Source organism: Polynucleobacter ibericus (assembly GCF_018687955.1).
GTDB lineage: Bacteria > Pseudomonadota > Gammaproteobacteria > Burkholderiales > Burkholderiaceae > Polynucleobacter > Polynucleobacter ibericus.
Genome location: NZ_CP061309.1, coordinates 1 through 26,765 on the forward strand (window position 1 = coordinate 1; position 26,765 = coordinate 26,765).

Sequence of the window (26,765 nt, forward strand, 5' to 3'; positions counted from 1 at the left end):
TTGTAGCATCGCTACAATGGATCCTCCAAAAATATGAGCAACCTACACAATCCCCCTGCCTTGAATTCAATTAGCCCACTGGGGTTTTGGGATGATGCTATTGGCATTTTATCCCGCGAACTGTCGCCCCAACAGTTTAAAACATGGATTCAACCCCTTACTTTATTGTCTTTTATTGAAAGTGATGACTTACTAACAATAGGCGCCCCCAACCGATTTAAATTAGATTGGATTAAAAAGACTTTTGCCGACCGGTTCCAAGAATTGGCTTCGCAGTACTTTGGGCGCCCTATTAATGTAAGTTTTACTTTGGCGGCTGACGGCGTCGCAACAAGCGTCGCTCCCACAACAAACGTTGAAGAGCCCCCACAGAAAAGTATTTCGATAGATGTTGTTGAGCCCCTCATCTCCATTGAGGAAAACGCTTTTGAGATTGAAGATCACTCCAAGCTCAATCCAAACCTTACTTTTGAGACATTTGTAACTGGTAAAGCAAATCAATTGGCTAGGGCAGCATCAATTCAGGTCGCACATAACCCAGGCACATCCTATAACCCCATGTTTTTATATGGCGGGGTTGGGTTAGGAAAAACTCACCTAATACATGCTATTGGCAATCACCTCTTAAAAGAGAAGCCTAACGCCAGAATCCGCTATATCCACGCCGAACAGTATGTTTCTGATGTTGTTCGCGCCTATCAACAAAAGGCTTTTGACCGCTTTAAGCGCTACTACCACTCTTTAGACCTCTTATTAATTGATGATATTCAGTTTTTTAGCGGCAAATCAAGAACTCAAGAAGAGTTTTTTTATGCTTTTGAGGCCCTTTTGAGTAATAAAGCCCAAGTCATTATCACCAGCGACACCTACCCCAAAGAAATGGCTGGCATAGATGATCGCCTTATTTCTCGGTTTGATTCTGGCCTAACAGTTGCGATTGAGCCGCCAGAGCTGGAGATGCGTGTTGCCATTTTGATGAAAAAGGCGATTAGCGAAGGCATCCCCATGAGCGAGGATGTGGCGTTTTTTGTAGCCAAACACCTGCGCTCAAATGTTCGAGAGCTTGAGGGCGCACTAAGAAAGATTTTGGCTTTCGTGCGCTTCCATGGTCGAGAAGTAACAATTGATGTGGCTAGGACGGCATTAAAAGACTTACTTTCCATCCAAAACCGTCAAATCTCTGTTGAAAATATCCAAAAGGCGGTTGCTGATTTTTATAGCATTAAGGTTGCCGATATGTATTCCAAAAAACGTCCAGCCAATATTGCTAGGCCTCGACAAATCGCCATGTTTATGGCCAAAGAGCTCACCCAGAAGAGTCTTCCTGAGATTGGGGAGTTGTTTGGTGGCAGAGACCACACAACCGTTCTACACGCCGTGCGCAAGATCGCGGATGAGCGGGCGCACGATGGCCAACTAAACCATGAAATTCACGTTATTGAGCAAACTTTGAAAGCGTAATTTTTGCTTGTGGATAAGTTTGTGGACAACCCTAGGGATAAGTTTGGGGATTAGATGTGGATAAATTGTGGAAAGATTCAGCTTCATGCAAAAATAGGGTGTTAGTGAAAAGTTATCCCCTTTTTATGCAGTGCTTATACAAGAGTTTTCCACAGGTTTTTTTGTCTCCAATGTGTTGTTTTATAAAGGTTTTTTGACTTATCCACGGATTTTCGAACCCTTATTACTATTACTACTAAGATATATACAAGGATTTAAAAGCAATGCAACTCGTTAACACTTCTCGCGATAGCCTACTAAAACCCCTTCAGGTTGTTAGTGGAATTGTTGAACGCAGACATACACTGCCAATTTTGGCAAATCTATTATTTAAAAAGGTTGGAGAAAAGGTTTCGTTTATCTCCACTGATATTGAAATTCAAATAACAACAAATGCCAATTTTGGCGTTGGTTCTGAAGATGTTACGACCACTGTTGCTGCAAGAAAATTATTAGATATTTTGCGCGCACTACCCGAAGGACCGGTCTCCTTAAATTTAAAAGATAACCGTATGGTTGTGCAGAGCGGTAAGAGTCGTTTTTCTTTACAAACATTATCGGCAACAGAATTTCCAGTGATGCAAAGTGTAGGAGAGGTTACCGCTGCCTGGAAAATGTCTCAAAAGAGCTTCCGTCAATTAATTAGCCAAGTACATTTTTCTATGGCTCAACAAGACATTCGTTATTACTTAAATGGCATGTTGCTAGTGATTGAGGGTAAAAATGTAGTTGCGGTGGCAACCGACGGTCATCGTCTCGCTTACTCTCAAGTTGAGTTGGCGGAGGCCCCCTCTGGTTCTGGTGAAAAACAAGAAATCATTATTCCTCGCAAAACAATTCTAGAGTGTCAGCATTTGCTTGAAGACTCTGATGAGTCTTTAGAAATAAGTTTGACTACTAATCAAGTGAAGTTCTCATTTGGTGATATTGAGTTGATTTCAAAATTAGTTGAAGGCAAGTTCCCGGACTTTCAACGCGTTATTCCAAAAGGTCAGAAAAATTCACTAGTAGTCGGTCGCGAAGCGTTGCAATCAGCTCTTCAACGTGCCGCTATTTTGACAACAGACAAATTTAAAGGGGTTCGTTTTTCTTTATCCCCTAATCGCATCACCATTCAATCTACTAATGCCGAACAAGAAGAGGCCCAAGAAGAGATTGAAACTGAATATACGGGTGATGCAGTAGAAATCGGATTTAACGTTAGCTATTTACTTGATGTTTTATCAAACCTCAAGAACGAGAAAATTCAAATTAGTTTGGGTGATGCAAATAGTAGTGCTGTGGTTACTCTGCCTGGCTCAGAGAGCTTTAAGTATGTTGTGATGCCAATGCGTATTTAACTTAGAAAAAAATGACTGAAGAAAAAAAAGTAGTAGAGCAGTACGGCGCTGCATCGATTCAAATCCTAGAGGGTCTTGAGGCTGTTCGTAAACGTCCTGGCATGTACATCGGAGACACCTCTGATGGCACTGGTTTGCATCATCTCGTATTTGAGGTTTTAGATAACTCCATTGATGAAGCCTTAGCTGGGTATTGTTCTGAGATTACGGTCGTTATTCAAACTGATAACTCCATTTCTATTGTTGATAATGGCCGCGGTGTTCCAACAGGCATTAAATACGATGACAAGCATGAGCCAAAACGGAGCGCTGCTGAAATTGTGATGACCGAGCTTCACGCTGGTGGTAAGTTTGACCAAAACAGCTATAAAGTCTCTGGCGGTCTCCATGGTGTGGGCGTTAGTTGTGTAAACGCATTATCTAAATGGCTTAAATTAACCATTCGTCGTGATGGCAAAGCGCACTACATGGAGTTTGCCCGCGGCGTTATTCAAAACCGCAACGTAGTGGATGAGAACGGTGTTTTAGTTTCACCAATCACTGTTACTGGTGATACCGAGCTTTCGGGAACAGAGGTTCACTTTTTAGCTGATGAGACTATTTTTGGAAATGTAGAATTCCATTACGAAATCTTGGTTAAACGTATTCGCGAGCTTTCTTTTTTAAATAATGGCGTACACATTAAACTGATTGATCAACGCACCGGCCAAGAAGAGGATTTTGCTTTCTCTGGCGGCGTGAAGGGTTTTGTTGAATATATTAATCAAACCAAAAACGTACTCCATCCAAACATTTTTTATGCAGAAGGTGTGCGTCCATCAGATCTGGGTGGCCAAATTACAGCAGAAGTATCAATGCAATGGAATGACAGCTTTAGTGAACAAGTACTTTGTTTTACTAACAACATTCCACAAAGAGATGGCGGCACACATTTAACTGGTTTGCGCGCAGCAATGACACGTGTCATTAATAAATATATTGATGAGAACGAAGTTGCTAAAAAAGCAAAAGTAGAAATTTCTGGTGACGATATGCGCGAAGGTTTGGCCTGCGTTTTATCTGTCAAAGTGCCTGAGCCAAAATTCTCCAGTCAAACAAAAGATAAATTAGTGTCTAGCGAGGTGCGTGGGCCTGTAGAAGAAATTGTTGCAGAGGCTTTAAGCGCCTATTTGCAAGAGCGTCCAGCTGATGCCAAGATTTTGTGCGGCAAGATTGTTGATGCAGCGCGCGCTCGCGAAGCTGCACGCAAAGCACGTGATATGACACGTCGTAAGGGCGCTCTGGATGGTTTAGGTTTGCCGGGCAAGTTGGCCGACTGCCAAGAGAAAGACCCCTCTAAATCTGAATTATTTATTGTTGAGGGTGATTCCGCGGGCGGCTCTGCCAAACAGGGGCGTGATCGTCGTTTCCAAGCAATTCTTCCACTAAAAGGGAAAATCCTAAACGTTGAAAAAGCACGTTTTGACAAAATGCTTGCCAGTCAAGAAGTGGTCACCTTAATTACTGTTCTTGGTACCGGCATTGGTATTGAGGAATATAAGGCAGACAAACTTCGTTATCACCGCATCATCATCATGACCGACGCGGACGTTGACGGTAGCCACATCAGAACATTGTTACTAACGTTTTTCTACAGACAGATGCCCGAGTTAATTGAACGCGGCCATATTTACATTGCTCAGCCACCACTATATAAAGTGAAGTTTGGCAAGAATGAGCAGTACATTAAAGATGACAATGAACTCAATCAGTTGTTACTAAAAATCGCACTAGAAACAGCATCATTACAAACACCTTCTGGTGAGGTTGTCGAGGGCGAAGCACTCAATGAGCTAGCAAAACATTACCAAGTCATTCAATCAATTGTTGATCGCCTGTCGCGCACTATTGACGAAGACGCTTTGCGTGCAATTGCATCTGGCACACCACTGAATCTGGATACAGAAAAATCAGCCAATGAATCCGCCGACCGCTTAAGGCAGGCACTAGCGGATTCTTTGAATCCCTTGGCCTTGCCACCAGAGATCATTGTGCAAAAAGAAGATCGTACTGAGCGCTTCCGTTTGTTGTTATCACGACGCATTCATGGAAATTTGAAGTTGTCTTCAATTAACTCAGATTTTGTTCATGGTGATGATTATCAAAGCCTAGCGAATGCCGCAGCAGTTTTATCGGGCAAGGTGGTTGCAGGCTCAAAAGTTCGTCGCGGCGATCCAGATAAAAACCAAAAAGAACAAACCATCGGCGACTTCAGAGCTGCCTTTGCTTGGTTATTGTCTGAGGCAGAACGAGTTTTAAGCCGTCAGCGCTATAAAGGCCTTGGTGAGATGAATCCTTCGCAGTTATGGGAAACCACCATGGATGCAAGCTCAAGAACGCTTTTACAGGTGAAGATAGAGGACGCGATTGCTGCGGACCAAGTCTTTACAACACTCATGGGAGATGAGGTTGAGCCTCGTCGCGCGTTTATTGAAAAGAACGCCCTTATTGCACGCAACCTAGACGTTTAAAAATGGCATCTAAAAAACTAAAACCACCCAAGGTGGATAGATCTTGCATTATTGTTAAATCCTCACCAATTCATGGCAAAGGGGTTTTTGTTGCAAAACCCATCAAAAAAGGCCAGGCGATTATTGAATACAAGGGTGAGCGCATTAGTTGGAAGTTGGCGGAAAAGCGTCATCCACATGATCCCAAAGACCCTAACCACACCTTTTATTTCTCACTAGAGGATGGTCGTGTAATTGATGCGAAGTATGGAGGTAATGCTGCGCGCTGGATTAATCACTCTTGCAAACCAAGTTGTGAAACGCGCGAAGATAGCTTTGATGGCAAGCCAAGGGTATTTGTTTATGCAAAGCGTGCACTCGAGATTGGTGAAGAGTTGTTTTATGACTATTCGCTCGATGTTGAGGGGAAGATCACCAAAGAAATGAAAAAAGATTACGAGTGTCGTTGTGGTGCGAAAAAATGTCGCGGCACCATGCTCGCAACAAAAGAAAAATAAAAGCAATTTTTATGTTGTTTGTAACAATTCAAGAGCTTGAGGCAGCCATTAACTATTGGCGCAGTCAGTCTCCATCAGAGGGGGATGAGTTGCGTCTATGCCCAGAAGCCGCGGCCCTAGCGAAACCTTATGCACTCATGATTGTTCAGGGCGCTCAACGTGTGCCCATGGATGTCTTGGATGAGCTCGCTCGTTCAGCAATCCAAAAATTCCAAAAAACTTCTTAATCACTTTTTGAATCCATGCCCTTTAAGGTTTAGGGTAATTGCTATACATAGCCATGCCATCTTGGGGTATGCTCATATTCTTGCCCCCAAGTAGGGGGTAGAGGGTAATAGATTGCAAGAAACAATATTAAAAACAATTGGACTGGGGAAATCCTTCAAAGGATTTTCTGCTGTCACTGATGTAAACCTAGACGTAGCTCGGGGAACTATTCACGCCTTGATAGGCCCCAATGGCGCTGGCAAAACGACCTGCTTCAATTTACTCACTAAATTTTTAGAGCCGAGTAGCGGTCAAATTTTATTTAATGGTTTTGACATTACGAATGAGGCCCCAGCACAAATTGCGCGGCGCGGCATCATTCGCTCTTTTCAAATTTCAGCGGTTTTCCCCCATCTAACAGTTATCGAGAACGTTCGTGTTGCACTGCAGCGTGGATTGGGCACAGAGTTCCATTTCTGGAAATCTGGCAACTCCCTAAATGTCCTGAATGAGCGCGCCCTGGAGCTTCTCCATGAGGTCGGCTTGGAAGATTTTGCTTATGAAGAAACGCTCAATTTAGCTTATGGCCGCAAGAGGGCGCTTGAAATTGCAACAACCTTGGCTATGGAGCCTGAGTTGATGCTTTTGGATGAACCCACACAAGGCATGGGGCATGAGGATGTTGAGCGAGTTACTGAGCTAATTGATCGGGTTGCTAAAGGCCGCACTATTTTGATGGTTGAGCACAATATGAAGGTAGTTTCCTCGATTGCCGATCGGATTACAGTTTTACAACGAGGCTCGGTTCTAGCTGAGGGCTCATATAACGAGGTTTCAAACAACCCACTGGTTGTTGAGGCCTATATGGGAAGCCATGGGGGAGACAACCTATGAGCACCATGGCATTAGAGGTTAAAAATTTAGAGTCTTGGTATGGTGAGTCACACATCTTGCACGGCGTGAATTTCGCTGTGCGTGATGGTGAGGTTGTGACCTTACTTGGGCGCAACGGGGCAGGCAGAAGCACTATTCTGAAAACAATTCTGGGTTTAACCAGCAAAAGAACGGGTTCAGTTGAGATTTATGGTGCGCAGACAATTTCGATGCCTACGTACAAAATTGCGCGCCTAGGTGTTGGGTACTGCCCAGAAGAAAGGGGTATCTTCGCCAGCTTAAGCGCAGAAGAAAACCTATTGCTTTTGCCTGATATTGCGCCTGGCGGAATGGGGTTGGATGAGATTTATGAAATGTTCCCAAACCTCTATGAGAGAAGAAATAGTCCGGGCACACGTCTGTCTGGTGGTGAGCAGCAAATGCTCGCAATGGCGCGCATTCTAAGAACGGGCGCCAAGCTTCTGTTGCTTGATGAAATTACCGAAGGTTTGGCGCCGGTGATTGTGCAAAAGCTTGGAGAGGTGGTGACTAGCTTGCGCAATAAGGGTTTCACAATTGTGTTGGTAGAGCAAAACTTCCGTTTTGCTGCGCCGCTGGCCGATCGTCATTATGTTGTGGAGCACGGAAATGTGGTTGAGGTTGTAAATCAAAGCGAGCTTGCTGAAAAAGCGGCTCTATTAAATGAGTATCTTGGTGTTTAGTAGATTTCTATAGGAGACGGTAATGAAGTTAAAGCAAATAACCGCGTGTCTGGTTGCGGCAACCATGTTTGGTTCAAACCCAGCGTTCGCGCAAAGTGCACCGAAGGTTAGTGGTGATGTTGTCAAGATCGGTGTATTGACCGACCTTTCCTCAACTTACTCTGATTTGGCTGGTCCTGGTGCAGTGATTGCAGCAAAGATGGCGATTGCCGACTTCTCTAAAGACGGCACTGTCATTGGCAAGAAGATTGAGTTAGTTAGTGCCGATCACCAAAACAAAGCTGACATTGCTGCAAATAAAGCGCGCGAATGGTATGACAAAGACGGCGTAGATGTGATTGTTGAGTTGGTTTCAACAAACGTTGCTTTGGCGGTAATGGAAGTAGCAGAACAAAAGAACAAAATTACTTTGGTTTCTGGCGCAGCCTCTTTGCCAATTACCAATGAAAAATGTACAGCCAATAACGTCCACTGGACTTATGACACTTATGCGCTTTCTAACGGCACAGCCAAGGCTGTTGTTAAACAAGGCAAAAAGAACTGGTACTTCCTTACTGCCGACTACGCTTTCGGCGCAGCATTAGAGCGTGATTCAACTAATGTTGTGAATGCTAACGGCGGCAAGGTATTGGGAACCAGTAAGCACCCATTCCCAAACAGTGATTTTTCTTCTTATCTCTTAAAGGCTCAGGCAAGTGGTGCTGACGTAGTTGCTTTAGCAAATGCCGGTCAAGATACCATCAACAGCGTTAAACAAGCGTCGGAGTTTGGCATTAATAAAAAGCAAACGGTTGTGCCTTTGTTAATGTTTATTACTGACGTCCATTCTTTAGGTTTAAATGCTGCTCAAGGCATGTACCTCACAGAAGGTTTCTACTGGGATCGGGATGAAAAGACCCGTGCATTTGCAAAACGCTTCATCTTGCAACATAAGCGTATGCCATCAAGCGTTCAGGCTGGTGTTTACTCTTCCGTTCTTGCTTATTTGAATGCAGTACAAAAAGCAGGCACCGATGATACTCAAGCTGTAATGAAGGCGCTCAAGTCCACCAACATTGATGATGGTCTCTTTAAAGGCAAGATCCGTGCCGATGGTAAGTTTGAGCACGATATGTATCTGCTTGAAGTGAAGAAACCTTCTGAGTCTACAAGCCCATGGGACTATTACAACGTCAAAGCAGTGATTCCTGCTGCTGAAGCAACACAACCACTTTCATTGTCACGATGCAAGTTGGTTACTAACAAGTAATTGATCCTTATCTAGCATGTTCGAACTTCTTGGAATTACCCCTCAAGGGCTGGTAGCCCAGCTCTTGGTGGGGCTTATCAATGGCTCGTTTTACGCCATATTGAGTTTGGGATTGGCCATTATTTTTGGCCTTCTCAACATTATTAATTTTGCCCATGGTGCTCAATACACGATGGGTGCTTTTATTGCCTGGATTGGCCTAACTCAGATTAGCCAATGGCTTGGCTTCCCTGAGCTTTCTATTAATTATTGGTTTGCCCTGATTGTTGTGCCATTGGTTTTGGCTGGATTTGGCTTGATCCTAGAGCGCACGATGTTGCGACGCTTGTATCATCTCGACCATCTATACGGCCTATTACTGACCTTCGGCTTGGCTCTGATTATTGAAGGCATGTTCCGCCATTGGTATGGAATTTCTGGTGAGAGCTATCCAGCTCCCGAGATTCTGCAGGGCGCGATTCCTCTTGAGTCTCTCGGCATCATTTTGCCGAAGTACCGTGTATGGGTGGTTGTTATCTCCTTGGTGGTTTGCTTCTCTACTTGGTATGTCATTGAAAGAACCAAGTTGGGCGCCTATTTGCGCGCCGGAACCGAGAACCCTAAATTACTTCAAGCGTTTGGCATTAATGTCCCGCTAATGATTTCTTTGGCCTATGCCTATGGTGTTGGTTTGGCGGGTTTTGCTGGCGTGTTGGCGGCCCCAATCTTTCAAGTAAATCCACTGATGGGCTCTAATCTCATCATCGTTGTTTTTGCGGTGGTAGTCATTGGCGGCATGGGCTCTATCATGGGCGCCATTTTGACTGGTTTAGGTTTGGGCTTGATTGAAGGCCTAACAAAAGTCTTTTACCCAGAAGCTTCTGGCGTTGTGATTTTCGTGATCATGGCAATTGTTTTGTTGATTCGTCCTGCCGGACTGTTTGGGCGGGAGAAATAAACATGAATCCAAAAACAAAATTACTTTACGGCATCTTAGTTCTGATCGCTTTGTTGTTGCCGTTCCAAGATTTTATTTATCTTGTATTTGCAATGAAGGTTTTGTGTTTTGCCCTTTTTGCTTGCGCATTCAACCTATTGCTGGGCTTTACAGGCCTCCTCTCTTTTGGCCACGCCGCCTTCTTTGGAACTGCCGCCTACATTACTGCGTATTTTTGTAAGGAGGCGGGCCTCTCCCCTGAGTTGGGAATTATCTTGGGCGTGCTGGGCTCGGGCGTGCTTGGCTTTTTAATTGGCGCGCTCGCTATTCGTAGACAAGGCATCTACTTTGCGATGGTAACTCTGGCCTTGTCGCAAATGATTTACTTCCTCGCAGTTCAGCTTCCGTTTACTGGTGGCGAAGATGGAATTCAAGGGGTGCCCCGCGGGATGCTATTTGGCTTGATCGACCTAAAGAATGATGTTGCGATGTATTACTTTGTTTTAGCCATTTTCTTATTTGGTTTTGCTGTGATCATGCGTGCAGTGCACTCTCCTTTTGGCCAGGTGCTCAAAGCAATTCGCGAGAACGAGCCTCGTGCAATTTCTCTTGGCTATGATGTTGATCGATTCAAGTTAATGTCTTTCGTTATTTCTGCCGCCCTCTCTGGTTTGGCGGGCTCTATGAAATCTTTAGTGTTCCAGTTGGCAACATTGACTGATGTTCATTGGCACATGTCCGGCGAGGTGGTGTTGATGACATTGCTGGGTGGCATGGGAACTATTCTTGGGCCCGTGGTTGGCGCAGGCATTGTTGTTGGCTTGCAGAATTACTTGGCAAACATCGGCTCTTGGAGCACGATTGCTACCGGGTTCATTTTTGTGGTTTGTGTTTTAGCATTTCGTCGTGGTGTTGTTGGTGAAATTGCTGCGCACTTCAAAAACAAAAACTAAATTCCTTTTATTATTTGGTTTTAGTGTGGTGCGAATTTCATGAGCGCCACACTCATTTAATTAAAAGAGACGCTCATCGAATTTTCAATTTTCATATGGCCACTGCTTTTGGCAATGGCCTTCTTTGCTGGCTTGGTAGATGCCGTCGCCGGTGGCGGCGGCTTGATCCAGGTGCCCGCTCTGTTTGCGGCGTACCCCGATGCTCAACCAGCAACATTGCTTGCAACAAATAAAGTTTCTGCGGTTGGGGGAACTTTAAATGCCGCAAGAAAATATTTACGTCACGTGTCTTTGCCGTGGGCAATTGTTTTGCCGGCAATCGTTGCGGGTTTTATTGGCTCCCTTCTTGGCGCAAATGCTGTTAGTAACTTTCCGGCGGAGCCTTTACGCAAGGCCTTGCCATTCGTCTTGCTGTTTCTGTTGCTATACACCTGGTTTCAGCCATCACTTGGAGAAGCACATGCACCAAAAATTCTTGGGCGCTTTCAGCAAGTCAAGGGCGTCATTCTAGGCTTAACAATTGGTTTTTATGATGGCTTCTTTGGTCCTGGAACTGGCAGCTTTTTGCTGTTTGGTTTCGTGCGCTTTTTTGGTTTTGATTTTTTGCATGCTTCAGCTGCAACAAAACTGGTCAATGTTGCCACCAATCTAGCGGCGATTTTGATGTTGGCTAGTCTTGGCCAAATTAATTGGCCGCTTGGCTTAGCCATGATGCTTGCCAATATCGCCGGAAGTCAGTTTGGCAGTCGGCTTGCAATTCAGCATGGAAGCTCCTTTGTAAGAAAGGCCTTTTTAGTTATTGTGACCGTTCTGATTTTGAAGTCAGCCTGGAATGCATATTTTTATTAATTAAATCAATAAGTTAGAAAAATAACCTCGTTTTTCTAGGATTTTTGATGTATTTTGTTTCACGTGAAACAAACAAAATGCTATGATCATCGCCCTATCTGAGGCAAATCATGCGTTATTCCAAAAGTTTCGATGTCATCGTAGTTGGCGGCGGCCATGCCGGGACTGAAGCCGCCCTTGCATCCGCGCGCATGGGTTGCGATACCTTATTAATTACTCATAGCATTGAAAACCTCGGTGCCATGAGCTGCAATCCTTCTATCGGCGGGATTGGCAAAGGCCATTTAGTTAAAGAAATTGACGCCATGGGCGGCGCGATGGCTGCTGCCACAGACGAGGCTGGTATTCAATTTCGCATTCTGAACTCAAGCAAAGGCCCGGCTGTGCGCGCCACCCGAGCCCAAGGAGACCGAGTTCTTTATAAGGCAGCTATTCGCCGCCGGCTTGAAAATCAAGCGCATTTAACTCTTTTCCAGGCGGCAGTTGATGACCTGTTGGTTAAGGGCGATGAAGTTCAGGGTGTTGTTACGCAAATGGGCCTAGAGTTCTCGGCTAAAAAGGTGGTTCTTACAGCAGGTACCTTTTTAGATGGCAAGATTCATGTAGGTTTAAATAATTACGCAGGAGGCCGTGCTGGCGATCCTGCCGCAGTTTCTTTGTCTGCCAGATTAAAAGAACTAAAACTTCCTCAGGGAAGACTCAAGACTGGTACCCCGCCCCGCATTGATGGTCGAACCATTGACTTCTCGGTCATGCTGGAGCAGCCGGGGGATTTAGATCCGGTGCCCGTATTTTCTTATTTGGGGCGCCCAGAACAGCATCCGAAACAGGTTCCTTGTTGGATTTCTCATACAAATGAAAAGACGCACGACATTATTCGAGGTGGTTTAGACCGTTCGCCGATGTATACGGGCGTTATTGAGGGGGTTGGTCCACGCTACTGCCCTTCGATTGAAGACAAGATTCATCGTTTTGCCTCCAGAAATAGTCACCAGATCTTTTTGGAGCCTGAGGGTTTAACTACAAACGAGTTTTATCCCAACGGTATTTCTACTAGCCTGCCTTTTGATGTTCAGTGGGACTTGGTCCGTAGCATTCGAGGCATGGAGTCCGCAGTAATTGTGCGTCCCGGCTATGCAATCGAGTATGACTTCTTTGATCCCCGCCAGTTGCGCCATAGCCTTGAGACCAGAGTAATTGGGGGGCTGTACTTTGCTGGTCAGATCAATGGCACTACTGGCTACGAAGAGGCTGCAGCACAGGGTATGTTGGCTGGCATTAATGCTGGATTAGCCTCTCAAGGCAAAGAGCCTTGGCTACCTAAGCGTAGTGAGTCTTATATTGGTGTTTTAGTAGACGACCTGATTACGCGTGGTGTGCAGGAGCCTTATCGCATGTTCACAAGCCGTGCGGAGTACCGCCTAAGTTTGCGTGAAGATAATGCCGATATGCGTTTAACTGCTATTGGGCGCGAGCTGGGCTTGGTGGACGACTATCGCTGGGAAGTGTTTTGCAGAAAACAGGAAGCTGTTTCACGTGAAACATCTCGCTTGCAAGATATTTATATTGGCCCAAAACATGAATCTGCCGCCCTAGTTTCTGAGTTATTGGGGCAGGACCTCTCCCATGAGTGCAGCTTGGCAGAACTTTTAAGGCGCCCGGGCGTTACTTATGATGCAATTACTGCCTTGGGTAACGGAATGTGGGCCCCAGAAGCTTTAGATGAGGATCTTGGTTTGGCTGCTCAAATTAGCGATCAAGTAGAGATTTCTGTGAAATACCAGGGCTATATTGAGCGCCAAGCGACTGAAATTGCTCGTCAAGAGCATAACGAGACCTTCCCTCTTCCTGAGTCTCTCGATTATTCACAGGTAATTGGTTTGTCAAAAGAAGTTCAGCAAAAGCTGAATTTGCATAAGCCAGAAACATTGGGTCAGGCCGGTCGTATTTCAGGGGTCACTCCTGCGGCCCTCTCCCTTTTGTTGGTGCACCTAAAGAAAGGGTTGGGTCGCACCCAAGAGGCTCATGAGTGAGGGTCTGCTTGCCCTAGGAATTGAGGATCTTGGCCTCAAATTAAGCACGACTAATATTGCTGATTTAGAGTTATTTTTGCAGGAAATGGGGCGCTGGAATCAGGTTCATAACCTCACAGCAATTGAGGGCGAGAAAGATTCTATTCGCCTACATCTAATTGATTCTATTGCGGTTTTGCCGGTGCTGAGACAATTTTTGCAAGGCCCCTCACCCAGGATTGCTGATCTTGGATCTGGTGGCGGGCTGCCAGCAATCCCAATCGCCATTGTTCAGCCGGAATGGCATCTTTCATTGATTGAGGCTATTCGAAAGAAGACTGCTTTTCTGCAACACGTGCGCGGAAAGTTAAAGCTAAAAAACATTGAGGTGCTCTGCGAACGCGTAGAAGATGCTGCGGTGCAACAACCAGCGCAATTTGATGCCGTAATTTCCCGTGCATTTACCAACCTTGCTCGCTTCCTGGATTTGTCATTACCCTTCTTAAAGCCTAATGGCTTGGTATTTGCTATGAAGGCTAAGCGCGCTTATGATGAAATGAAAGATGTTTCCTTGGAAGATTGGCGCTTGATCGCTGATGAACCCCTCCATATTCCGAATTTAGCGGTAGAGCGACGCCTTTTAGTGTTGTCCCCCGTGAGAAAATCGACCCTCCCTTCTTAAGTAAACCCAAAGTAGCCATGGCAAAAATATTCTGTATCGCAAATCAAAAAGGTGGTGTTGGTAAGACCACTACCGCTGTAAATTTGGCTGCAGGATTGGCTGGATTACAGCAGCGCGTTTTGTTGGTGGACTTAGATCCGCAGGGCAACGCGACTATGGGCTCTGGGATAGAAAAAGCAGACCTTAATACGAGCATCTATCAAGTTCTGATTGGCATGGCATCGGTTAAAGAATGTGCGCAGCGTTGTGAGAGTTCTGGCTATGACGTGTTGCCAGCTAATCGTGATCTAGCAGGCGCTGAAATTGAGCTTGTAGATTTGGATTTACGCGAAGTACGTTTGAAGGATGCACTTGCTCAGGTCGCCAACGATTACGATTTTATTTTGATTGATTGCCCACCTGCTTTGTCATTGTTAACACTTAATGGACTGTGTGCAGCAAATGGTGTGATTGTTCCAATGCAATGTGAATACTTTGCACTAGAAGGCTTGTCTGATTTGGTGAATACCATCAAACAAGTGCATGCAAATTTAAATCCGGATTTAGTCATTATTGGTTTGTTGCGCGTGATGTTTGATGCGCGCATGACACTTCAGCAACAAGTTTCAGATCAACTGCTTGAGCACTTCGGCGACAAGGTATTTAAGACCATTATTCCGCGCAATGTAAGGCTTGCTGAGGCGCCTTCTTACGGACTTCCTGGTGTCGCATTTGATAAGTCATCTAGAGGCGCAAAAGCGTATTTAGAGTTTGGTGCTGAGATGGTTGAGCGCATCAAGCAGATGTAATTTTTAAAGAGAAGATAAAGAACATGGTTGCCATTAAGAAAAAAGGTTTAGGCAGAGGGCTTGAAGCCCTGCTGGGAGAAAAAACTCAGCAAGCAAATCCGTCTACCGATATCAATCGTTTGCCCCTCACTGCATTGCAAGCAGGCAAATATCAGCCGCGTCAAAAAATGGAAGCGGGCGCGCTGCAAGAATTGGCAGAGAGCATTCGCGAACAAGGTGTTATGCAACCTTTATTGGTTCGCCTAGTGTCCCCTGGTAAATATGAAATTATTGCGGGTGAGCGACGTTTTCGTGCAGCAACTATTGCTGGCTTAAAAGAGGTTCCTGTTTTAGTTTCTGGCGCAGACGATCAAGCTGCTGCAGCAATGGCTTTGGTAGAAAACATGCAGCGAGAGGATCTAAATCCTCTCGAAGAGTCACAAGGGTTAGCAAGATTAATTGAGGAGTTTGGCTTTACGCATGAGCAGGCAGCCAAGGCAGTTGGCAAATCTCGTAGCGCTATTACCAACCTATTACGCCTTGCTCAGCTGGCAAAGCCGGTGCAGGCCATGCTGTTAGCTGGGGATATAGATATGGGCCATGCCCGCGCGCTCTTGCCCTTGCCGGGCTCAAGCCAGGTTGCTCTAGCCCAAAGAATTTCGGCCCAAGGTTTGTCCGTTCGTGAAGCTGAGCGTATGACCGCAGCTTTAGTAATTGCAGGCGGCCAGATAGGGGACAAAAAAGCGAAAAGTAAGCCTGGTAGCTCTACTCAGAGCGCTGACCCAGACATGCAGCGTTTAACGCAGGAAATAGCTGATTTGATCGGTTTAAGCGCCGAATTTAAGCTCAAAGGCAAAGGCGGGGAGCTCATAATTCGCTTTAGCCAATTCGATGAGCTTGATTCTTTACTAAAAAAGTTGGGTATAGGGTCATAAATAGATTGAAAAATATACCCAAATCCTTTGACATATTGCAGTGCACACATTAAACTTTCGGGGCTAAATTGATTCCTCAAAAAAATCACTTTTCCGAAGTAAATGAATGGGATGAGCCCGAAGAAGAAGCCGTTCGGGTTTATAGTAAAGAAGAGATTGTTGCGTTGCAGCAAAGCAATGCGACAAAATACCGAGCCCTTTCACCTTGGAAAATTCTTTTGGCCCAAGTGCTGATTACGGCTATCAGCATGGTGTTTTGGTCAATTTTTGGGGAGCCGATAGGGGTAAGCCTTTATACTCAGTCGGCGTTTTTAGGTGGTTTAATTAGCGTCTTGCCAACAACCCTGTTTTTAGTAAGGTTGGAGTTGGCAAAAAAATCGCAAATATTAAATCCAGGAAGATTTTTGGCTGCATTGGTTTCTGGCGAATTTATCAAAATCGTCGTGACGCTGATGCTGTTTGTAGGGATTGCGTATTACGTCCCTGGCGTGCTTTGGGTCCCCTTGTTGGTGACTTACCTGCTTGCCTTGAAGTGCGTTTGGCTGGCGTGGTTGTGGCGCTAAGTGGTGACAATTGAGATTGAAACAAAGGACTAGTTAAGAGATGTCTAGCGAAGTAAACCAGGCCCACGGGGCAGCAGAACAAATGACGCCAACGGCGTACATTTCTGAGCATTTACAAAACCTTAACAACACCGGGTCCGCTCAAAGCTCGATTATTGATTTCAGCGTCATCAACTTAGATACGATTTTTTGGGCTTCCGTTATGGGTTTGCTCGCGGTATTTATTTTGTTGATCGCAGCGCGTCGCGCAACCCCAGGTGTGCCAGGTCGCTTCCAGTGTTTTGTGGAAATGATCGTAGAAATGGCAGAGACACAATCCAAGAGCATCGTTCATGGTGATCGCACTTTTATTGCCCCGCTCGCGTTATTTGTATTTTTCTGGATCATCCTCTTAAACACTCTCGATTTAATCCCAGTGGATTGGGTTTTGGGCGTTAATCATTTCATTGAGAGTTTTGGCGTGCATGTACCGCACCATAAGGTGGTTCCAACAACCGACCTCAATGCAACAATGGGCATGTCCATGTCTGTTTTACTCTTAGTTTTCTTTTATAGCTTCAAAGTAAAAGGTTTTGGCGGCTTCTTGCATGAGCTCGTTTCTGCCCCGTTTGGCGCGAAGTGGTACTTGGCCCCATTCAACCTTGCCTTGAACATCATCGAATATCTTGCTAAAGGTGTTTCATTGGGAATGCGACTTTTCGGCAACATGTATGCCGGCGAGCTGGTTTTCTTGTTGATCGCATTGCTAGGTAGTGTGTGGACATTTAATTTAGATTTATCCCTGTTCGGATTGGTGGGCCATGTTATTGCTGGATCAGCTTGGGCCATCTTCCACATTTTGGTTATTTTGTTGCAAGCCTTTATTTTCATGATGTTGACCTTGGTCTACATCGGGCAAGCGCATAGCCATCACTAAGATTTTTTATTTTTAACTTATCTCTTTAACTTCAGGAGTCAGCAACATGCAACAATTTCTCGCAAACATTCAAGGTTTCACAGCAATCGCTATCGGCATCATCATCGGCCTCGGCGCGATCGGTGCTTGTTTAGGTATTGCATTGATGGGCGGCAAGTACATCGAAGCTTGTGCACGTCAACCAGAGTTGATGGAGCCACTCCAAACTAAGATGTTCCTTTTGGCTGGTTTGATCGACGCTGCGTTCTTGATCGGCGTTGGTGTTGCAATGTTGTTTGCTTTCGCAAACCCACTGCTCGCAGTTATTAAGTAATTGTTTTGGCGTGGATGACCAAGGGGTCATCCAACTGTTCTCAACAATACTGAAAGGAATATCGTGAATCTGAACGCGACCCTATTCGCGCAAATGATCGTTTTCTTCGTCTTATGGTGGGTTGTTGCACGTTTTGTGTGGCCACCGCTAGTTAAGGCGTTAGATGAGCGTTCAAGCAAAATTGCTGATGGTTTAGCTGCTGCCGAGCGCGGTAAAGAAGCACTCGCATTAGCCAGCAATGAAGCTGAGCAAGAATTATCTAAAGCACGCCAAGAAGGCGTTCAACGTGTTGCCGAAGCTGAAAAACGTGCACAAATGTCAGCCGAAGAAATTCGCGCTAACGCACAAGCTGAAGCTGCTCGAATCATTTCTCAAGCTCAACAAGATGCAGCTCAACAAGTAACTCGCGCACGTGAAGTGTTGCGCGCTGAGGTTGCCGTGCTTGCTGTTAAAGGTGCCGAGCAAATTTTGCGTCGTGAAGTTGATGCAAAAGCGCATGGCCAATTGCTTGACCAACTAAAGGCAGAACTTTGATATGGCTGAATTAGCCACCATTGCACGTCCTTATGCGGAAGCGCTTTTTCAAAGCGCCAAGCCAGCTGAGCTTGCTGGATGTTTGGAGCAATTGAGCGAATTGGCGCAGCTAGCCGCTTTGCCAGAAGTTGCTGCTTTATCAAACAACCCAAAAGTATCCGCTGATGATTTGAGTAAGCTACTTTCCGGCATGGTGAAAACCAAGCTCGATCCGAAAGTTGCCAGCTTTTTGAATCTTGTGAATCAAAACCACCGCTTAGCAGCCGTTCCTGAAATTGCCAATCAATTTGAAGCAATGAAGAACAAGAGCGAAGGCGCAGCAGAAGTAAACATTACCAGCGCATTCCCTTTAGAGGGTTCTGCACTAAATGATTTGTTGTCAAGTTTGAAGAAGCGCTTTGGGGGTAAAGAATTGCGCCCTACTATTCAAGTTGATCCAACATTGATTGGCGGAGTTCGCATTCAAGTTGGCGATGAAGTAATGGATAGTTCAGTTAAGGCCCAGTTAGCTCAAATGCAAGCAAGTCTTGGCGCATAAGTGATCCCTATTAAGAACATACGAAATAAGACCCAGGAGTAAGTAATGCAACTCAACCCTTCCGAGATCAGCGAGCTGATCAAAAGCCGAATTAGCGAATTGGGCGTTGACTCCCAAGTTCGTAACGAAGGCACTGTTATTTCAGTGACCGACGGTATTTGCCGCGTACATGGCTTGTCAGGTGTTATGCAGGGCGAAATGTTGGAGTTTCCTAACAACACTATCGGCCTCGCATTAAACCTTGAGCGTGATTCTGTTGGTGCCGTAGTGTTGGGTGAATACACCCACATTAAAGAAGGCGACCCAGTGAAATGTACTGGCCGCATTTTGGAAGTTCCAGTTGGCCCAGAGTTGCTCGGTCGCGTTGTTAACGCGCTCGGTCAACCGATTGATGGCAAAGGCCCAATCAACACCAAGCTAACTGACTTTATTGAAAAAGTTGCTCCTGGCGTTATCGCACGTCAATCGGTTAGCCAGCCAGTTCAAACTGGTTTGAAGGCGATTGATGCGATGGTTCCAATTGGCCGTGGTCAACGCGAGTTGATCATTGGTGACCGTCAAACCGGTAAGACAGCTGTTGCAGTTGACGCGATCATTAACCAAAAAGGTAAGGGAGTTTATTGCGTTTACGTGGCGATCGGACAAAAAGCTTCTACTATTGCTAACGTTGTTCGCAAGCTCACAGAATTGGGCGCGATGGAATACACCGTAGTAGTTGCAGCTAGTGCTTCTGAGTCTGCAGCGATGCAGTACCTCTCTGCATATGCAGGCTGCACTATGGGCGAATACTTCCGTGACCGCGGCGAAGATGCTTTGATTGTTTACGATGACTTGACCAAGCAAGCAGTTGCTTATCGTCAAATCTCCTTGTTGCTCCGCCGCCCACCAGGCCGCGAAGCTTATCCTGGCGACGTGTTCTATCTCCACTCACGCTTGCTTGAGCGCGCTGCTCGTGTAAATGCCGAGTATGTTGAGAAGTTCACTAATGGCGCAGTAAAAGGTAAGACTGGTTCTTTGACAGCATTGCCAATTATTGAAACTCAAGCTGGTGACGTTTCTGCTTTCGTTCCAACTAACGTAATTTCGATTACTGACGGTCAGATCTTCTTGGAAACAGACTTGTTCAACGCCGGCGTACGTCCTGCGATTAACGCTGGTATCTCTGTTTCCCGCGTTGGTGGTGCTGCACAAACTAAAGTGATTAAGAAATTGTCAGGCGGTATTCGTACCGACTTAGCGCAATATCGTGAATTAGCAGCATTTGCTCAGTTCGCATCTGACCTCGACGAAGCAACCCGTAAGCAGTTAGAGCGTGGTCGTCGTGTTACTGAATTGTGTAAGCAAGCTCAATACAAGCCACTCCAAGTTTGGGAAATGGCTGCTTCACTCTACGCTGTGAATAACGGCTACTTCGATGACCTCGAAGTGAAGAACGTATTGGCATTCGAAAAAGGTTTGCAAGATCATTTGAAATCTAAATACGCTGACTTAGTTGCACGTATTGAAGACACCAAAGATTTGAGCAAAGATGACGAAGCTGCTTTGCGCGCTGCTATTGAGGATTACAAGCGTTCTGCCTCTTTCTAAGAGGGCTCGCATAAATCATGGCAAGCACAAAAGAGATACGATCTAAGATCAAGAGCGTGCAAAACACGCGCAAGATCACGAAAGCAATGGAAATGGTCGCCGCATCTAAGATGCGTCGCGCCCAGGAGCGTATGCGTAATGCGCGCCCATATGCTGAAAAAATTCGTGAGATTGTTGCTAACCTTTCTAAAGCAAACCCCGAGTTCCGCCCAGCTTATATGGCAACTCGCGAAGTGAAGAAGGTTGGTACCATTTTGGTTACTACAGACAAAGGCTTGTGCGGCGGTTTAAATACCAACGTACTACGCTTTATCGCCAACCAAGTGCGCGATTTGCAGCAAAAAAATATTGACATTGTCTACACGGCAATTGGTTCAAAAGGCCTGCAGTTTTTGAATCGCTCAAAAGCAAAACTGATTTCTCAAACAATCCAAATTGGTGACACACCACATATGGATGTTTTGATTGGCGCAATTGTTGCCCAATTAGAAGCGTTTGAGCGAGGCGAGATTGATGCTGTTTATTTGGCATACAACCGCTTTGTTAATGCGATGAAACAAGAACCTGTTTTAGAAAAACTCTTGCCTTTGGAACCAGAGGCTTTGGCCCCACAAGAGAAAACAGGCAATTCTTGGGATTACATCTACGAACCTGATGCAGAGTCCATTTTGAATGGCTTGCTTAAGCGTTACGTTGAAGCAATGATTTATCAGGCTGTTGCTGAAAATATGGCATCTGAGCAATCTGCACGCATGGTCTCAATGAAGGCCGCTTCAGATAATGCGAAGAACGTAATTGGCGAATTGCAATTGGAATACAACAAAACTCGACAGGCTGCTATTACTAAAGAGTTGTCAGAAATTGTTGGCGGAGCGGCTGCGGTTTAAGCGGTCAGCGTTTAGGAATACGAAAGAATTCAGGAATTAAAAGCGGAGAAATGCGATGAGTAACGGAAATATCGTGCAGTGTATCGGTCCAGTGGTGGACATTCAGTTCCCACGCGACAAAATGCCAAACATTTATGATGCATTGACATTAGTTGATAGCGGCGAAAAATCATTTGCTGAAAAAGGTTTGACCTTTGAAGTTCAGCAACAAATCGGTGACGGCGTAGTTCGCGCCATTGCCATGGGTGCGAGCGATGGCTTGCGTCGTGGCATGGAGGTGAAGTCAACCGGTAAGGCAATTTCTGTACCAGTTGGCCCTGCAACTTTAGGGCGCATCATGGACGTTTTAGGACGCCCAATCGATGATGCAGGTCCGATTGCAACTGAAGAGCGTCGCGCTATTCACCAGCCAGCACCTAAGTTTGATGAGCTCTCCCCTTCTGTTGACTTGCTCGAAACCGGCATTAAAGTTATTGACTTAGTTTGCCCGTTCGCTAAAGGCGGTAAGGTTGGCTTGTTCGGTGGTGCGGGTGTTGGTAAGACCGTGAACATGATGGAATTGATTAACAACATCGCTAAGCAACACTCAGGTTTGTCAGTGTTTGCCGGTGTTGGTGAGCGTACTCGTGAAGGTAATGACTTCTACCACGAGATGAAAGAATCTAACGTTATCGACAAAGTGGCGATGGTGTTTGGTCAGATGAATGAGCCTCCTGGCAACCGTTTGCGCGTTGCGTTGACTGGTTTGACAATGGCTGAAGCGTTCCGTGACGAAGGTCGTGACATTTTGTTCTTCGTTGACAACATCTACCGTTACACATTGGCTGGTACCGAAGTTTCTGCTTTGCTCGGTCGTATGCCTTCCGCTGTGGGTTACCAGCCTACTTTGGCTGAAGAGATGGGTAAATTGCAAGAGCGTATTACTTCTACTAAGACTGGTTCTGTTACTTCTATTCAGGCTGTTTACGTTCCTGCGGATGACTTGACCGATCCGTCGCCAGCGACAACCTTCTTGCACTTAGACTCCACCGTTGTGTTGTCACGTGACATTGCTGCATTGGGTATTTACCCAGCGGTTGATCCATTGGATTCAACCAGCCGTCAGCTCGACCCACAAGTAGTTGGTCAAGAGCACTATGAAGTTGCTCGTGATGTTCAGATGACATTGCAACGTTACAAAGAATTGCGCGACATTATTGCGATTTTGGGTATGGACGAATTGTCACCAGAAGACAAATTGGCTGTATCACGTGCTCGTAAGATTCAACGTTTCTTGTCCCAGCCTTTCCACGTTGCTGAGGTATTTACTGGTTCACCAGGCAAATACGTTCCATTGAAAGAAACTATCCGTGGTTTCAAAATGATCTGCAGCGGCGAATTGGATCACTTGCCAGAGCAAGCGTTCTACATGGTGGGTTCAATTGATGAAGCCATCGAGAAAGCCAAGAAGCTTTAATCTAGGGAAATTATGTCAACCATACGCGTCGATGTAGTAAGTGCTGAGCAGTCTATTTTCAGTGGGGAAGCCAAGTTTGTTGCGCTTCCTGGCGAAAGTGGTGAGCTCGGCATTTTGCGCGGCCACACTCCTTTGATTACACGCATTCGTCCGGGCTCAGTTCGTATTGAAAAAGCCGATGGTGATGAAGAGTTTGTTTTCGTAGCAGGTGGCTATTTAGAAGTTCAGCCAGATCGCGTTACCGTCTTAGCAGACACTGCTATTCGCGGCCATGATCTTGATGAAGCTAAAGCAACTGAAGCCAAGAAGCGTGCTGAAGAAGCAATGCAAAATCGTGGCACAGACTTTGATTTGGCTTTGGCTCAATCTGAGTTTGCAATGGCAGCTGCGCAGTTGGCTGCAATTGCTCGTTTCCGTCGCAAAAAGTAATAGCCGGTCATCTCCTTGCTGTTAAATGATCGGTTTTTAAAGGCCTGCCTGGGCGAAGCGGTTGATCAAACACCGCTTTGGCTCATGCGTCAAGCCGGTCGATACCTCCCCGAATACAATGCCACTCGCGCTAGAGCAGGAAGTTTTCTAGGGCTCGCAAAAAATCCTGCTTACGCTACTGAAGTAACCCTTCAGCCTTTGGATCGCTATCCATTGGATGCTGCAATTTTGTTCTCCGATATTTTGACCATCCCTGATGCAATGGGATTGGGCTTGAAATTTACTGGCGGCGAAGGCCCTAGTTTTGATCGCCCTCTTCGTACCGAAGAAGATGTTAAGAAATTACGCGTTGCTGATATGGATCAGCTCAAATATGTATTTGATGCTGTTTCTGAAATTCGTAAGGCGCTTATTCAAGATGGCAAACAACGCGTTCCTTTGATTGGTTTCTCGGGAAGCCCGTGGACGTTGGCTTGTTACATGATTGATGGATCAAGCGCAGATGATTTTCGTCATGCCAAAACCATGATGTTTAGTCGCCCTGATTTACTACAACATATTTTGGATATTAATGCTCAGTCAGTTGCTGCTTATTTGATTGAGCAAATGAAAGCAGGTGCACAGGCGCTGATGATTTTTGATACTTGGGGCGGCATGCTTCCAGATGGTTGGTATCAAAAGATGTCTTTGGCGTCTATGCAAAAAGTGATTGCTATGTTGCCACGTGAGCATGAAGGCAGAAAAATTCCCGTCATCATGTTTACCAAAGGCGGTGCAATTTGGTTGAATGACATGGCGCAAGTTGGGGCCGATGTCATCGCCCTGGATTGGACAATGTCGCTTAGTCGCGCCAGAAAACAATTGCTGTCTATTAACAAGCCTTTGGCAATACAAGGTAATTTAGACCCTCTTATTTTGTTCTCAGAGCCAAAACAAATTGCAGAGCAAGCAAATCTCCTTCTAGAAGATTTGGCGAGCGCTCCGGCCCTTAAATTGGGTTTGCACCCATTAGATGGACATGTCTTTAATTTGGGCCACGGTATTTCCCAGTTCACTCCTCCAGAAAGTGTTTCGGCACTCTCCGAAGCGGTCATTAATCGCTCGAGGGCTCTCAGGGCAAAGTCTTAATCCTGAGTGATTGCTAACTTGCTACCTAAATTTTTTAACGAAAGTTATGCACAGTTAGCGATAAAATTCAAAATTCAGTGAGATTGCGATTAAATATGAAAAATCACTTTCGAATATCTCTATAAGTCATTGATAAATATAAAAAATTACTAAAAAGCTTTAAAAGGGTGCAGAAACCAAAAGCGGATAAATTGGTTTATAAATCAGAATCATCTAATGATATCCACAGACTTATCCACAAGCAAAATAGAGATTTGAAGTAATTCATGCCCCCTCCCATCGTTGTTCAAGTCGTCGTTGATAAGCCCCTTGCGCAGGGCTTTGATTACTTATGGGATAAGGATTTATTAGGGGGTCTGCCAGAGGTGGGTGCAATAGTGGAGGTTCCTTTTGGGCGCAGCACTCTTATAGGTATGGTAATAAAAGTAAGTACTCACTCTGATTATGAAATCAGCAAATTAAAGGGGGTAAATAACATTGCCCCACTCCCCCCATTAGATCCTGCTGTTTTGAGGCTCATGAATTTTGCAAGCCAGTATTACATCCACGCACTTGGCGAAACTATTATTCCCACCATTCCACAAATGTGGAAAAAGTCTGCTGACTGGGAAAAGATCCCTAAAAAATTAGCAGCAGACGAAACAAAGAAGAAAAAAGAACCTCAAGAGTTGAGCGAGGGATTTATTGATCCAAGCCAACTAAATGATGGACAAAAGCTTGCGCTTGAAAAGTTACGCGCTTGCAATTTGAGCGAGTACAAAGCAATACTTTTGCAAGGCCAAACCGGAAGCGGAAAGACGGCAGTATTTTTAAACTGGATAAGCGGAGTTTTGGAAGATCAAAGCGCGCAAGTGTTGCTCTTGGTCCCAGAAATTAATTTAACACCACAATTAGAGCGAAGAGTTCGCGCCTATTTTCCAGATAAAAAAATGGTGGTACTCCACAGTGGAGTGAGTGAAAAAGTCAGAGGGATTGCTTGGTATGAAGCAATGACTGGTAAGGCGCAAATTATTTTGGGAACTCGGTTAGCAGCCCTTACTCCCCTACCAAATCTGCGCGCTATTGTTGTGGATGAGGAGAATGATTCATCTTATAAGCAGCAAGATGGCATTCGCTATTCCGCAAGAGACCTGGCGGTTTGGAGGGCGCATGATCTGAAAATACCGATCTTGCTTGCTTCTGCAACCCCATCACTAGAAACTTGGATGGCCGCAAAATCGGGTCGGTACGAATATATTCGCTTAGATCAGCGTGCTCAAGGCGCCAGCCTGCCTATAGTTCATTTGGTGAACACACGAGATCCACAAACCCAATTTAGTCCAGGTGATATTGGAAAGCCCAAAGCAAAAAGTTTGATTACTAAGACGCTCGCTAATGCAGTTAGCAAAAATCAGGCCAGTCAGCAGCAGAGCTTAATACTGATTAACCGTCGTGGTTATGCGCCCGTTCTTAGTTGCGGAGCATGTTCATGGCTTTCTCAATGTGAGCAATGCAGTTCGTACATGGTGCTACATAAAGCTGGTGCTTTAGGAAGAAAGTCAGTGTTAAGTTGTCACCACTGTGGCTTGGTCAAGCCAATACCGAATCATTGCCCTGATTGCGGAAATGCGGACCTATCAACCCTTGGGCAGGGAACCCAAAAGATTGAAGACTCTATTGAAGAGATGTGGCCAGAAGCGAGGGTGCTTCGGGTTGACACAGATTCGAGCAGAAAGAGTAAGGGTGCTGAGGAGCTCTTCCAAGAAATACATGAAGGCAATGTTGATATCGTTATTGGAACTCAGATGATTGCCAAGGGACACGATTATCAAAATATTGGCTTAGTTGCTGTGCTGGATGCAGATAGTAGATTGTTCTCTCAAGACTTTAGGGCTGCAGAGCGCTTATTTGCTCAGTTAGTGCAGGTTGCGGGGCGTGCCGGGCGGTCCAATAAGGATGGCGAAATAGGTGGAGCTATTTATATTGAAACCCAGTTTCCAGAGGCTGCTGTTTTTCAGTTTTTACTGCGTCACGATGTAGACGGATTTTTAGCCTTTACAGCAAATGAAAGAAAAGAGGCGGGTTTGCCTCCATTTGCGTATCAAGCCCTAATCCATGCTGAGTCAAAAAGCTTGGACAAAGCAATTCAGTTTTTGAGTGGCCTAAAGACGTATTTAAAGACTCAGGGCCTTATAGTTAAAGGCCTCAGAGTCTATGATCCAGTACCAAAGGCCGTGATGCGGGTGGCAGGATCAGAGCGCGCCCAGCTTTTGGTGGAATCCGATGACCGTAAAAACCTTCAAGAAATCTTAGAGGTGATGGATCGTTATTTGCGGGATAACTCTCAGGGGCGCATTAGCAAAGAAGGCCGTATTCGTTGGTTAATTGAGCGCGACCCTATTTCAATCTAATTGATTTGATTA

General features: G+C 45.5%; 26 protein-coding genes. All 26 read left to right on the forward strand.

Going from position 1 to position 26,765, the window contains the following annotated elements; genetic code table 11:
• The first annotated feature begins 33 nt into the window (after positions 1-33).
• The 26 genes from dnaA to priA all read left to right on the forward strand — a co-directional run bounded on the left by dnaA (position 34) and on the right by priA (position 26,753).
• Positions 34-1,461 (forward strand): chromosomal replication initiator protein DnaA, encoded by a 1,428-nt coding sequence (dnaA, locus tag AOC20_RS00005; protein WP_215360577.1) that lies wholly within the window; start codon positions 34-36, stop codon positions 1,459-1,461.
• Positions 1,462-1,724: 263 nt separating this feature from the next.
• The gene (dnaN, locus tag AOC20_RS00010) at positions 1,725-2,840 is read left to right on the forward strand and encodes a DNA polymerase III subunit beta (RefSeq protein ID WP_215360578.1); all 1,116 of its coding nucleotides are present in this window, start codon (positions 1,725-1,727) and stop codon (positions 2,838-2,840) included.
• A gap of 11 nt (positions 2,841-2,851) precedes the next feature.
• Positions 2,852-5,350, forward strand: coding sequence for a DNA topoisomerase (ATP-hydrolyzing) subunit B (gene gyrB, locus AOC20_RS00015; RefSeq protein ID WP_215360579.1), 2,499 nt, complete (start codon positions 2,852-2,854; stop codon positions 5,348-5,350).
• A gap of 2 nt (positions 5,351-5,352) precedes the next feature.
• On the forward strand, positions 5,353-5,847 hold the full coding sequence (locus AOC20_RS00020) for an SET domain-containing protein (protein ID WP_215360580.1): 495 nt from the start codon (positions 5,353-5,355) through the stop codon (positions 5,845-5,847).
• An 11-nt stretch (positions 5,848-5,858) separates the two neighbouring features.
• Positions 5,859-6,074 carry a DUF3717 domain-containing protein gene (locus AOC20_RS00025; protein WP_215360581.1) on the forward strand — a complete coding sequence of 72 codons (216 nt, stop codon included), beginning with the start codon at positions 5,859-5,861 and terminating at the stop codon, positions 6,072-6,074.
• 112 nt (positions 6,075-6,186) lie between these two features.
• Positions 6,187-6,948, forward strand: a complete 762-nt coding sequence (locus tag AOC20_RS00030; protein ID WP_215360582.1) for an ABC transporter ATP-binding protein — start codon at positions 6,187-6,189, stop codon at positions 6,946-6,948.
• A complete protein-coding gene (locus AOC20_RS00035) occupies positions 6,945-7,649 on the forward strand; it encodes an ABC transporter ATP-binding protein (protein ID WP_215360583.1) in 705 nt (234 codons plus the stop codon). The genes AOC20_RS00030 and AOC20_RS00035 overlap by 4 nt, the downstream gene beginning before the upstream one ends.
• Positions 7,650-7,671: 22 nt before the next feature.
• The gene (locus tag AOC20_RS00040; RefSeq protein WP_215360584.1) at positions 7,672-8,898 is read left to right on the forward strand and encodes an ABC transporter substrate-binding protein; all 1,227 of its coding nucleotides are present in this window, start codon (positions 7,672-7,674) and stop codon (positions 8,896-8,898) included.
• A 16-nt stretch (positions 8,899-8,914) separates the two neighbouring features.
• Positions 8,915-9,835, forward strand: a complete 921-nt coding sequence (locus AOC20_RS00045; RefSeq protein WP_215360585.1) for a branched-chain amino acid ABC transporter permease — start codon at positions 8,915-8,917, stop codon at positions 9,833-9,835.
• A gap of 2 nt (positions 9,836-9,837) precedes the next feature.
• Entirely contained in the window at positions 9,838-10,767 is a 930-nt protein-coding gene (locus AOC20_RS00050; protein WP_215360586.1) for a branched-chain amino acid ABC transporter permease, read from the forward strand.
• 114 nt (positions 10,768-10,881) lie between these two features.
• The gene (locus tag AOC20_RS00055) at positions 10,882-11,616 is read left to right on the forward strand and encodes a sulfite exporter TauE/SafE family protein (RefSeq protein ID WP_215360587.1); all 735 of its coding nucleotides are present in this window, start codon (positions 10,882-10,884) and stop codon (positions 11,614-11,616) included.
• 110 nt (positions 11,617-11,726) lie between these two features.
• A complete protein-coding gene (mnmG, locus tag AOC20_RS00060; RefSeq protein WP_215360588.1) occupies positions 11,727-13,649 on the forward strand; it encodes a tRNA uridine-5-carboxymethylaminomethyl(34) synthesis enzyme MnmG in 1,923 nt (640 codons plus the stop codon).
• On the forward strand, positions 13,642-14,310 hold the full coding sequence (rsmG, locus tag AOC20_RS00065; protein WP_215360589.1) for a 16S rRNA (guanine(527)-N(7))-methyltransferase RsmG: 669 nt from the start codon (positions 13,642-13,644) through the stop codon (positions 14,308-14,310). The genes mnmG and rsmG overlap by 8 nt, the downstream gene beginning before the upstream one ends.
• A gap of 17 nt (positions 14,311-14,327) precedes the next feature.
• The gene (locus AOC20_RS00070; RefSeq protein WP_215360590.1) at positions 14,328-15,098 is read left to right on the forward strand and encodes a ParA family protein; all 771 of its coding nucleotides are present in this window, start codon (positions 14,328-14,330) and stop codon (positions 15,096-15,098) included.
• Between the two features lie 23 nt (positions 15,099-15,121).
• A complete protein-coding gene (locus tag AOC20_RS00075) occupies positions 15,122-16,012 on the forward strand; it encodes a ParB/RepB/Spo0J family partition protein (protein ID WP_215360591.1) in 891 nt (296 codons plus the stop codon).
• A 68-nt stretch (positions 16,013-16,080) separates the two neighbouring features.
• Positions 16,081-16,575: an ATP synthase subunit I gene (locus AOC20_RS00080; RefSeq protein WP_215360592.1), complete on the forward strand. Its 495-nt coding sequence runs from the start codon at positions 16,081-16,083 to the stop codon at positions 16,573-16,575.
• 40 nt (positions 16,576-16,615) lie between these two features.
• Entirely contained in the window at positions 16,616-17,491 is an 876-nt protein-coding gene (gene atpB / locus AOC20_RS00085) for a F0F1 ATP synthase subunit A (protein WP_215360593.1), read from the forward strand.
• Positions 17,492-17,537: 46 nt separating this feature from the next.
• Positions 17,538-17,804, forward strand: a complete 267-nt coding sequence (gene atpE, locus AOC20_RS00090; RefSeq protein ID WP_012357116.1) for a F0F1 ATP synthase subunit C — start codon at positions 17,538-17,540, stop codon at positions 17,802-17,804.
• Between the two features lie 63 nt (positions 17,805-17,867).
• On the forward strand, positions 17,868-18,338 hold the full coding sequence (locus AOC20_RS00095; protein ID WP_215360594.1) for a F0F1 ATP synthase subunit B: 471 nt from the start codon (positions 17,868-17,870) through the stop codon (positions 18,336-18,338).
• 1 nt (position 18,339) lies between these two features.
• Complete coding sequence (locus AOC20_RS00100) at positions 18,340-18,876, forward strand: F0F1 ATP synthase subunit delta (protein ID WP_215360595.1); 537 nt, start codon at positions 18,340-18,342, stop codon at positions 18,874-18,876.
• Between the two features lie 45 nt (positions 18,877-18,921).
• Positions 18,922-20,463, forward strand: a complete 1,542-nt coding sequence (gene atpA / locus AOC20_RS00105; protein WP_215360596.1) for a F0F1 ATP synthase subunit alpha — start codon at positions 18,922-18,924, stop codon at positions 20,461-20,463.
• Between the two features lie 17 nt (positions 20,464-20,480).
• Positions 20,481-21,350: a F0F1 ATP synthase subunit gamma gene (gene atpG, locus AOC20_RS00110; RefSeq protein WP_215360597.1), complete on the forward strand. Its 870-nt coding sequence runs from the start codon at positions 20,481-20,483 to the stop codon at positions 21,348-21,350.
• A 55-nt stretch (positions 21,351-21,405) separates the two neighbouring features.
• The gene (atpD, locus tag AOC20_RS00115; RefSeq protein ID WP_215360598.1) at positions 21,406-22,806 is read left to right on the forward strand and encodes a F0F1 ATP synthase subunit beta; all 1,401 of its coding nucleotides are present in this window, start codon (positions 21,406-21,408) and stop codon (positions 22,804-22,806) included.
• A gap of 12 nt (positions 22,807-22,818) precedes the next feature.
• A complete protein-coding gene (locus tag AOC20_RS00120) occupies positions 22,819-23,235 on the forward strand; it encodes a F0F1 ATP synthase subunit epsilon (RefSeq protein WP_215360599.1) in 417 nt (138 codons plus the stop codon).
• A 9-nt stretch (positions 23,236-23,244) separates the two neighbouring features.
• Positions 23,245-24,363 carry a uroporphyrinogen decarboxylase gene (gene hemE / locus AOC20_RS00125; protein WP_215362038.1) on the forward strand — a complete coding sequence of 373 codons (1,119 nt, stop codon included), beginning with the start codon at positions 23,245-23,247 and terminating at the stop codon, positions 24,361-24,363.
• A gap of 266 nt (positions 24,364-24,629) precedes the next feature.
• The gene (priA, locus tag AOC20_RS00130) at positions 24,630-26,753 is read left to right on the forward strand and encodes a replication restart helicase PriA (protein ID WP_215360600.1); all 2,124 of its coding nucleotides are present in this window, start codon (positions 24,630-24,632) and stop codon (positions 26,751-26,753) included.
• Positions 26,754-26,765 lie beyond the last annotated feature (12 nt).

Coding starts and splice junctions, on each gene's coding strand:
- AOC20_RS00020 (WP_215360580.1), top strand. CDS start 5,353: ATGGCATCTAAAAAACTAAAACCACCCAAGGTGGATAGATCTTGCATT.
- AOC20_RS00045 (WP_215360585.1), top strand. CDS start 8,915: ATGTTCGAACTTCTTGGAATTACCCCTCAAGGGCTGGTAGCCCAGCTC.
- rsmG (WP_215360589.1), top strand. CDS start 13,642: ATGAGTGAGGGTCTGCTTGCCCTAGGAATTGAGGATCTTGGCCTCAAA.
- atpG (WP_215360597.1), top strand. CDS start 20,481: ATGGCAAGCACAAAAGAGATACGATCTAAGATCAAGAGCGTGCAAAAC.
- gyrB (WP_215360579.1), top strand. CDS start 2,852: ATGACTGAAGAAAAAAAAGTAGTAGAGCAGTACGGCGCTGCATCGATT.
- mnmG (WP_215360588.1), top strand. CDS start 11,727: ATGCGTTATTCCAAAAGTTTCGATGTCATCGTAGTTGGCGGCGGCCAT.
- AOC20_RS00050 (WP_215360586.1), top strand. CDS start 9,838: ATGAATCCAAAAACAAAATTACTTTACGGCATCTTAGTTCTGATCGCT.
- AOC20_RS00025 (WP_215360581.1), top strand. CDS start 5,859: ATGTTGTTTGTAACAATTCAAGAGCTTGAGGCAGCCATTAACTATTGG.
- dnaA (WP_215360577.1), top strand. CDS start 34: ATGAGCAACCTACACAATCCCCCTGCCTTGAATTCAATTAGCCCACTG.
- priA (WP_215360600.1), top strand. CDS start 24,630: ATGCCCCCTCCCATCGTTGTTCAAGTCGTCGTTGATAAGCCCCTTGCG.
- AOC20_RS00035 (WP_215360583.1), top strand. CDS start 6,945: ATGAGCACCATGGCATTAGAGGTTAAAAATTTAGAGTCTTGGTATGGT.
- AOC20_RS00120 (WP_215360599.1), top strand. CDS start 22,819: ATGTCAACCATACGCGTCGATGTAGTAAGTGCTGAGCAGTCTATTTTC.
- atpE (WP_012357116.1), top strand. CDS start 17,538: ATGCAACAATTTCTCGCAAACATTCAAGGTTTCACAGCAATCGCTATC.
- AOC20_RS00040 (WP_215360584.1), top strand. CDS start 7,672: ATGAAGTTAAAGCAAATAACCGCGTGTCTGGTTGCGGCAACCATGTTT.
- AOC20_RS00070 (WP_215360590.1), top strand. CDS start 14,328: ATGGCAAAAATATTCTGTATCGCAAATCAAAAAGGTGGTGTTGGTAAG.
- AOC20_RS00055 (WP_215360587.1), top strand. CDS start 10,882: ATGGCCTTCTTTGCTGGCTTGGTAGATGCCGTCGCCGGTGGCGGCGGC.
- dnaN (WP_215360578.1), top strand. CDS start 1,725: ATGCAACTCGTTAACACTTCTCGCGATAGCCTACTAAAACCCCTTCAG.
- atpB (WP_215360593.1), top strand. CDS start 16,616: ATGTCTAGCGAAGTAAACCAGGCCCACGGGGCAGCAGAACAAATGACG.
- AOC20_RS00100 (WP_215360595.1), top strand. CDS start 18,340: ATGGCTGAATTAGCCACCATTGCACGTCCTTATGCGGAAGCGCTTTTT.
- AOC20_RS00075 (WP_215360591.1), top strand. CDS start 15,122: ATGGTTGCCATTAAGAAAAAAGGTTTAGGCAGAGGGCTTGAAGCCCTG.
- atpD (WP_215360598.1), top strand. CDS start 21,406: ATGAGTAACGGAAATATCGTGCAGTGTATCGGTCCAGTGGTGGACATT.
- atpA (WP_215360596.1), top strand. CDS start 18,922: ATGCAACTCAACCCTTCCGAGATCAGCGAGCTGATCAAAAGCCGAATT.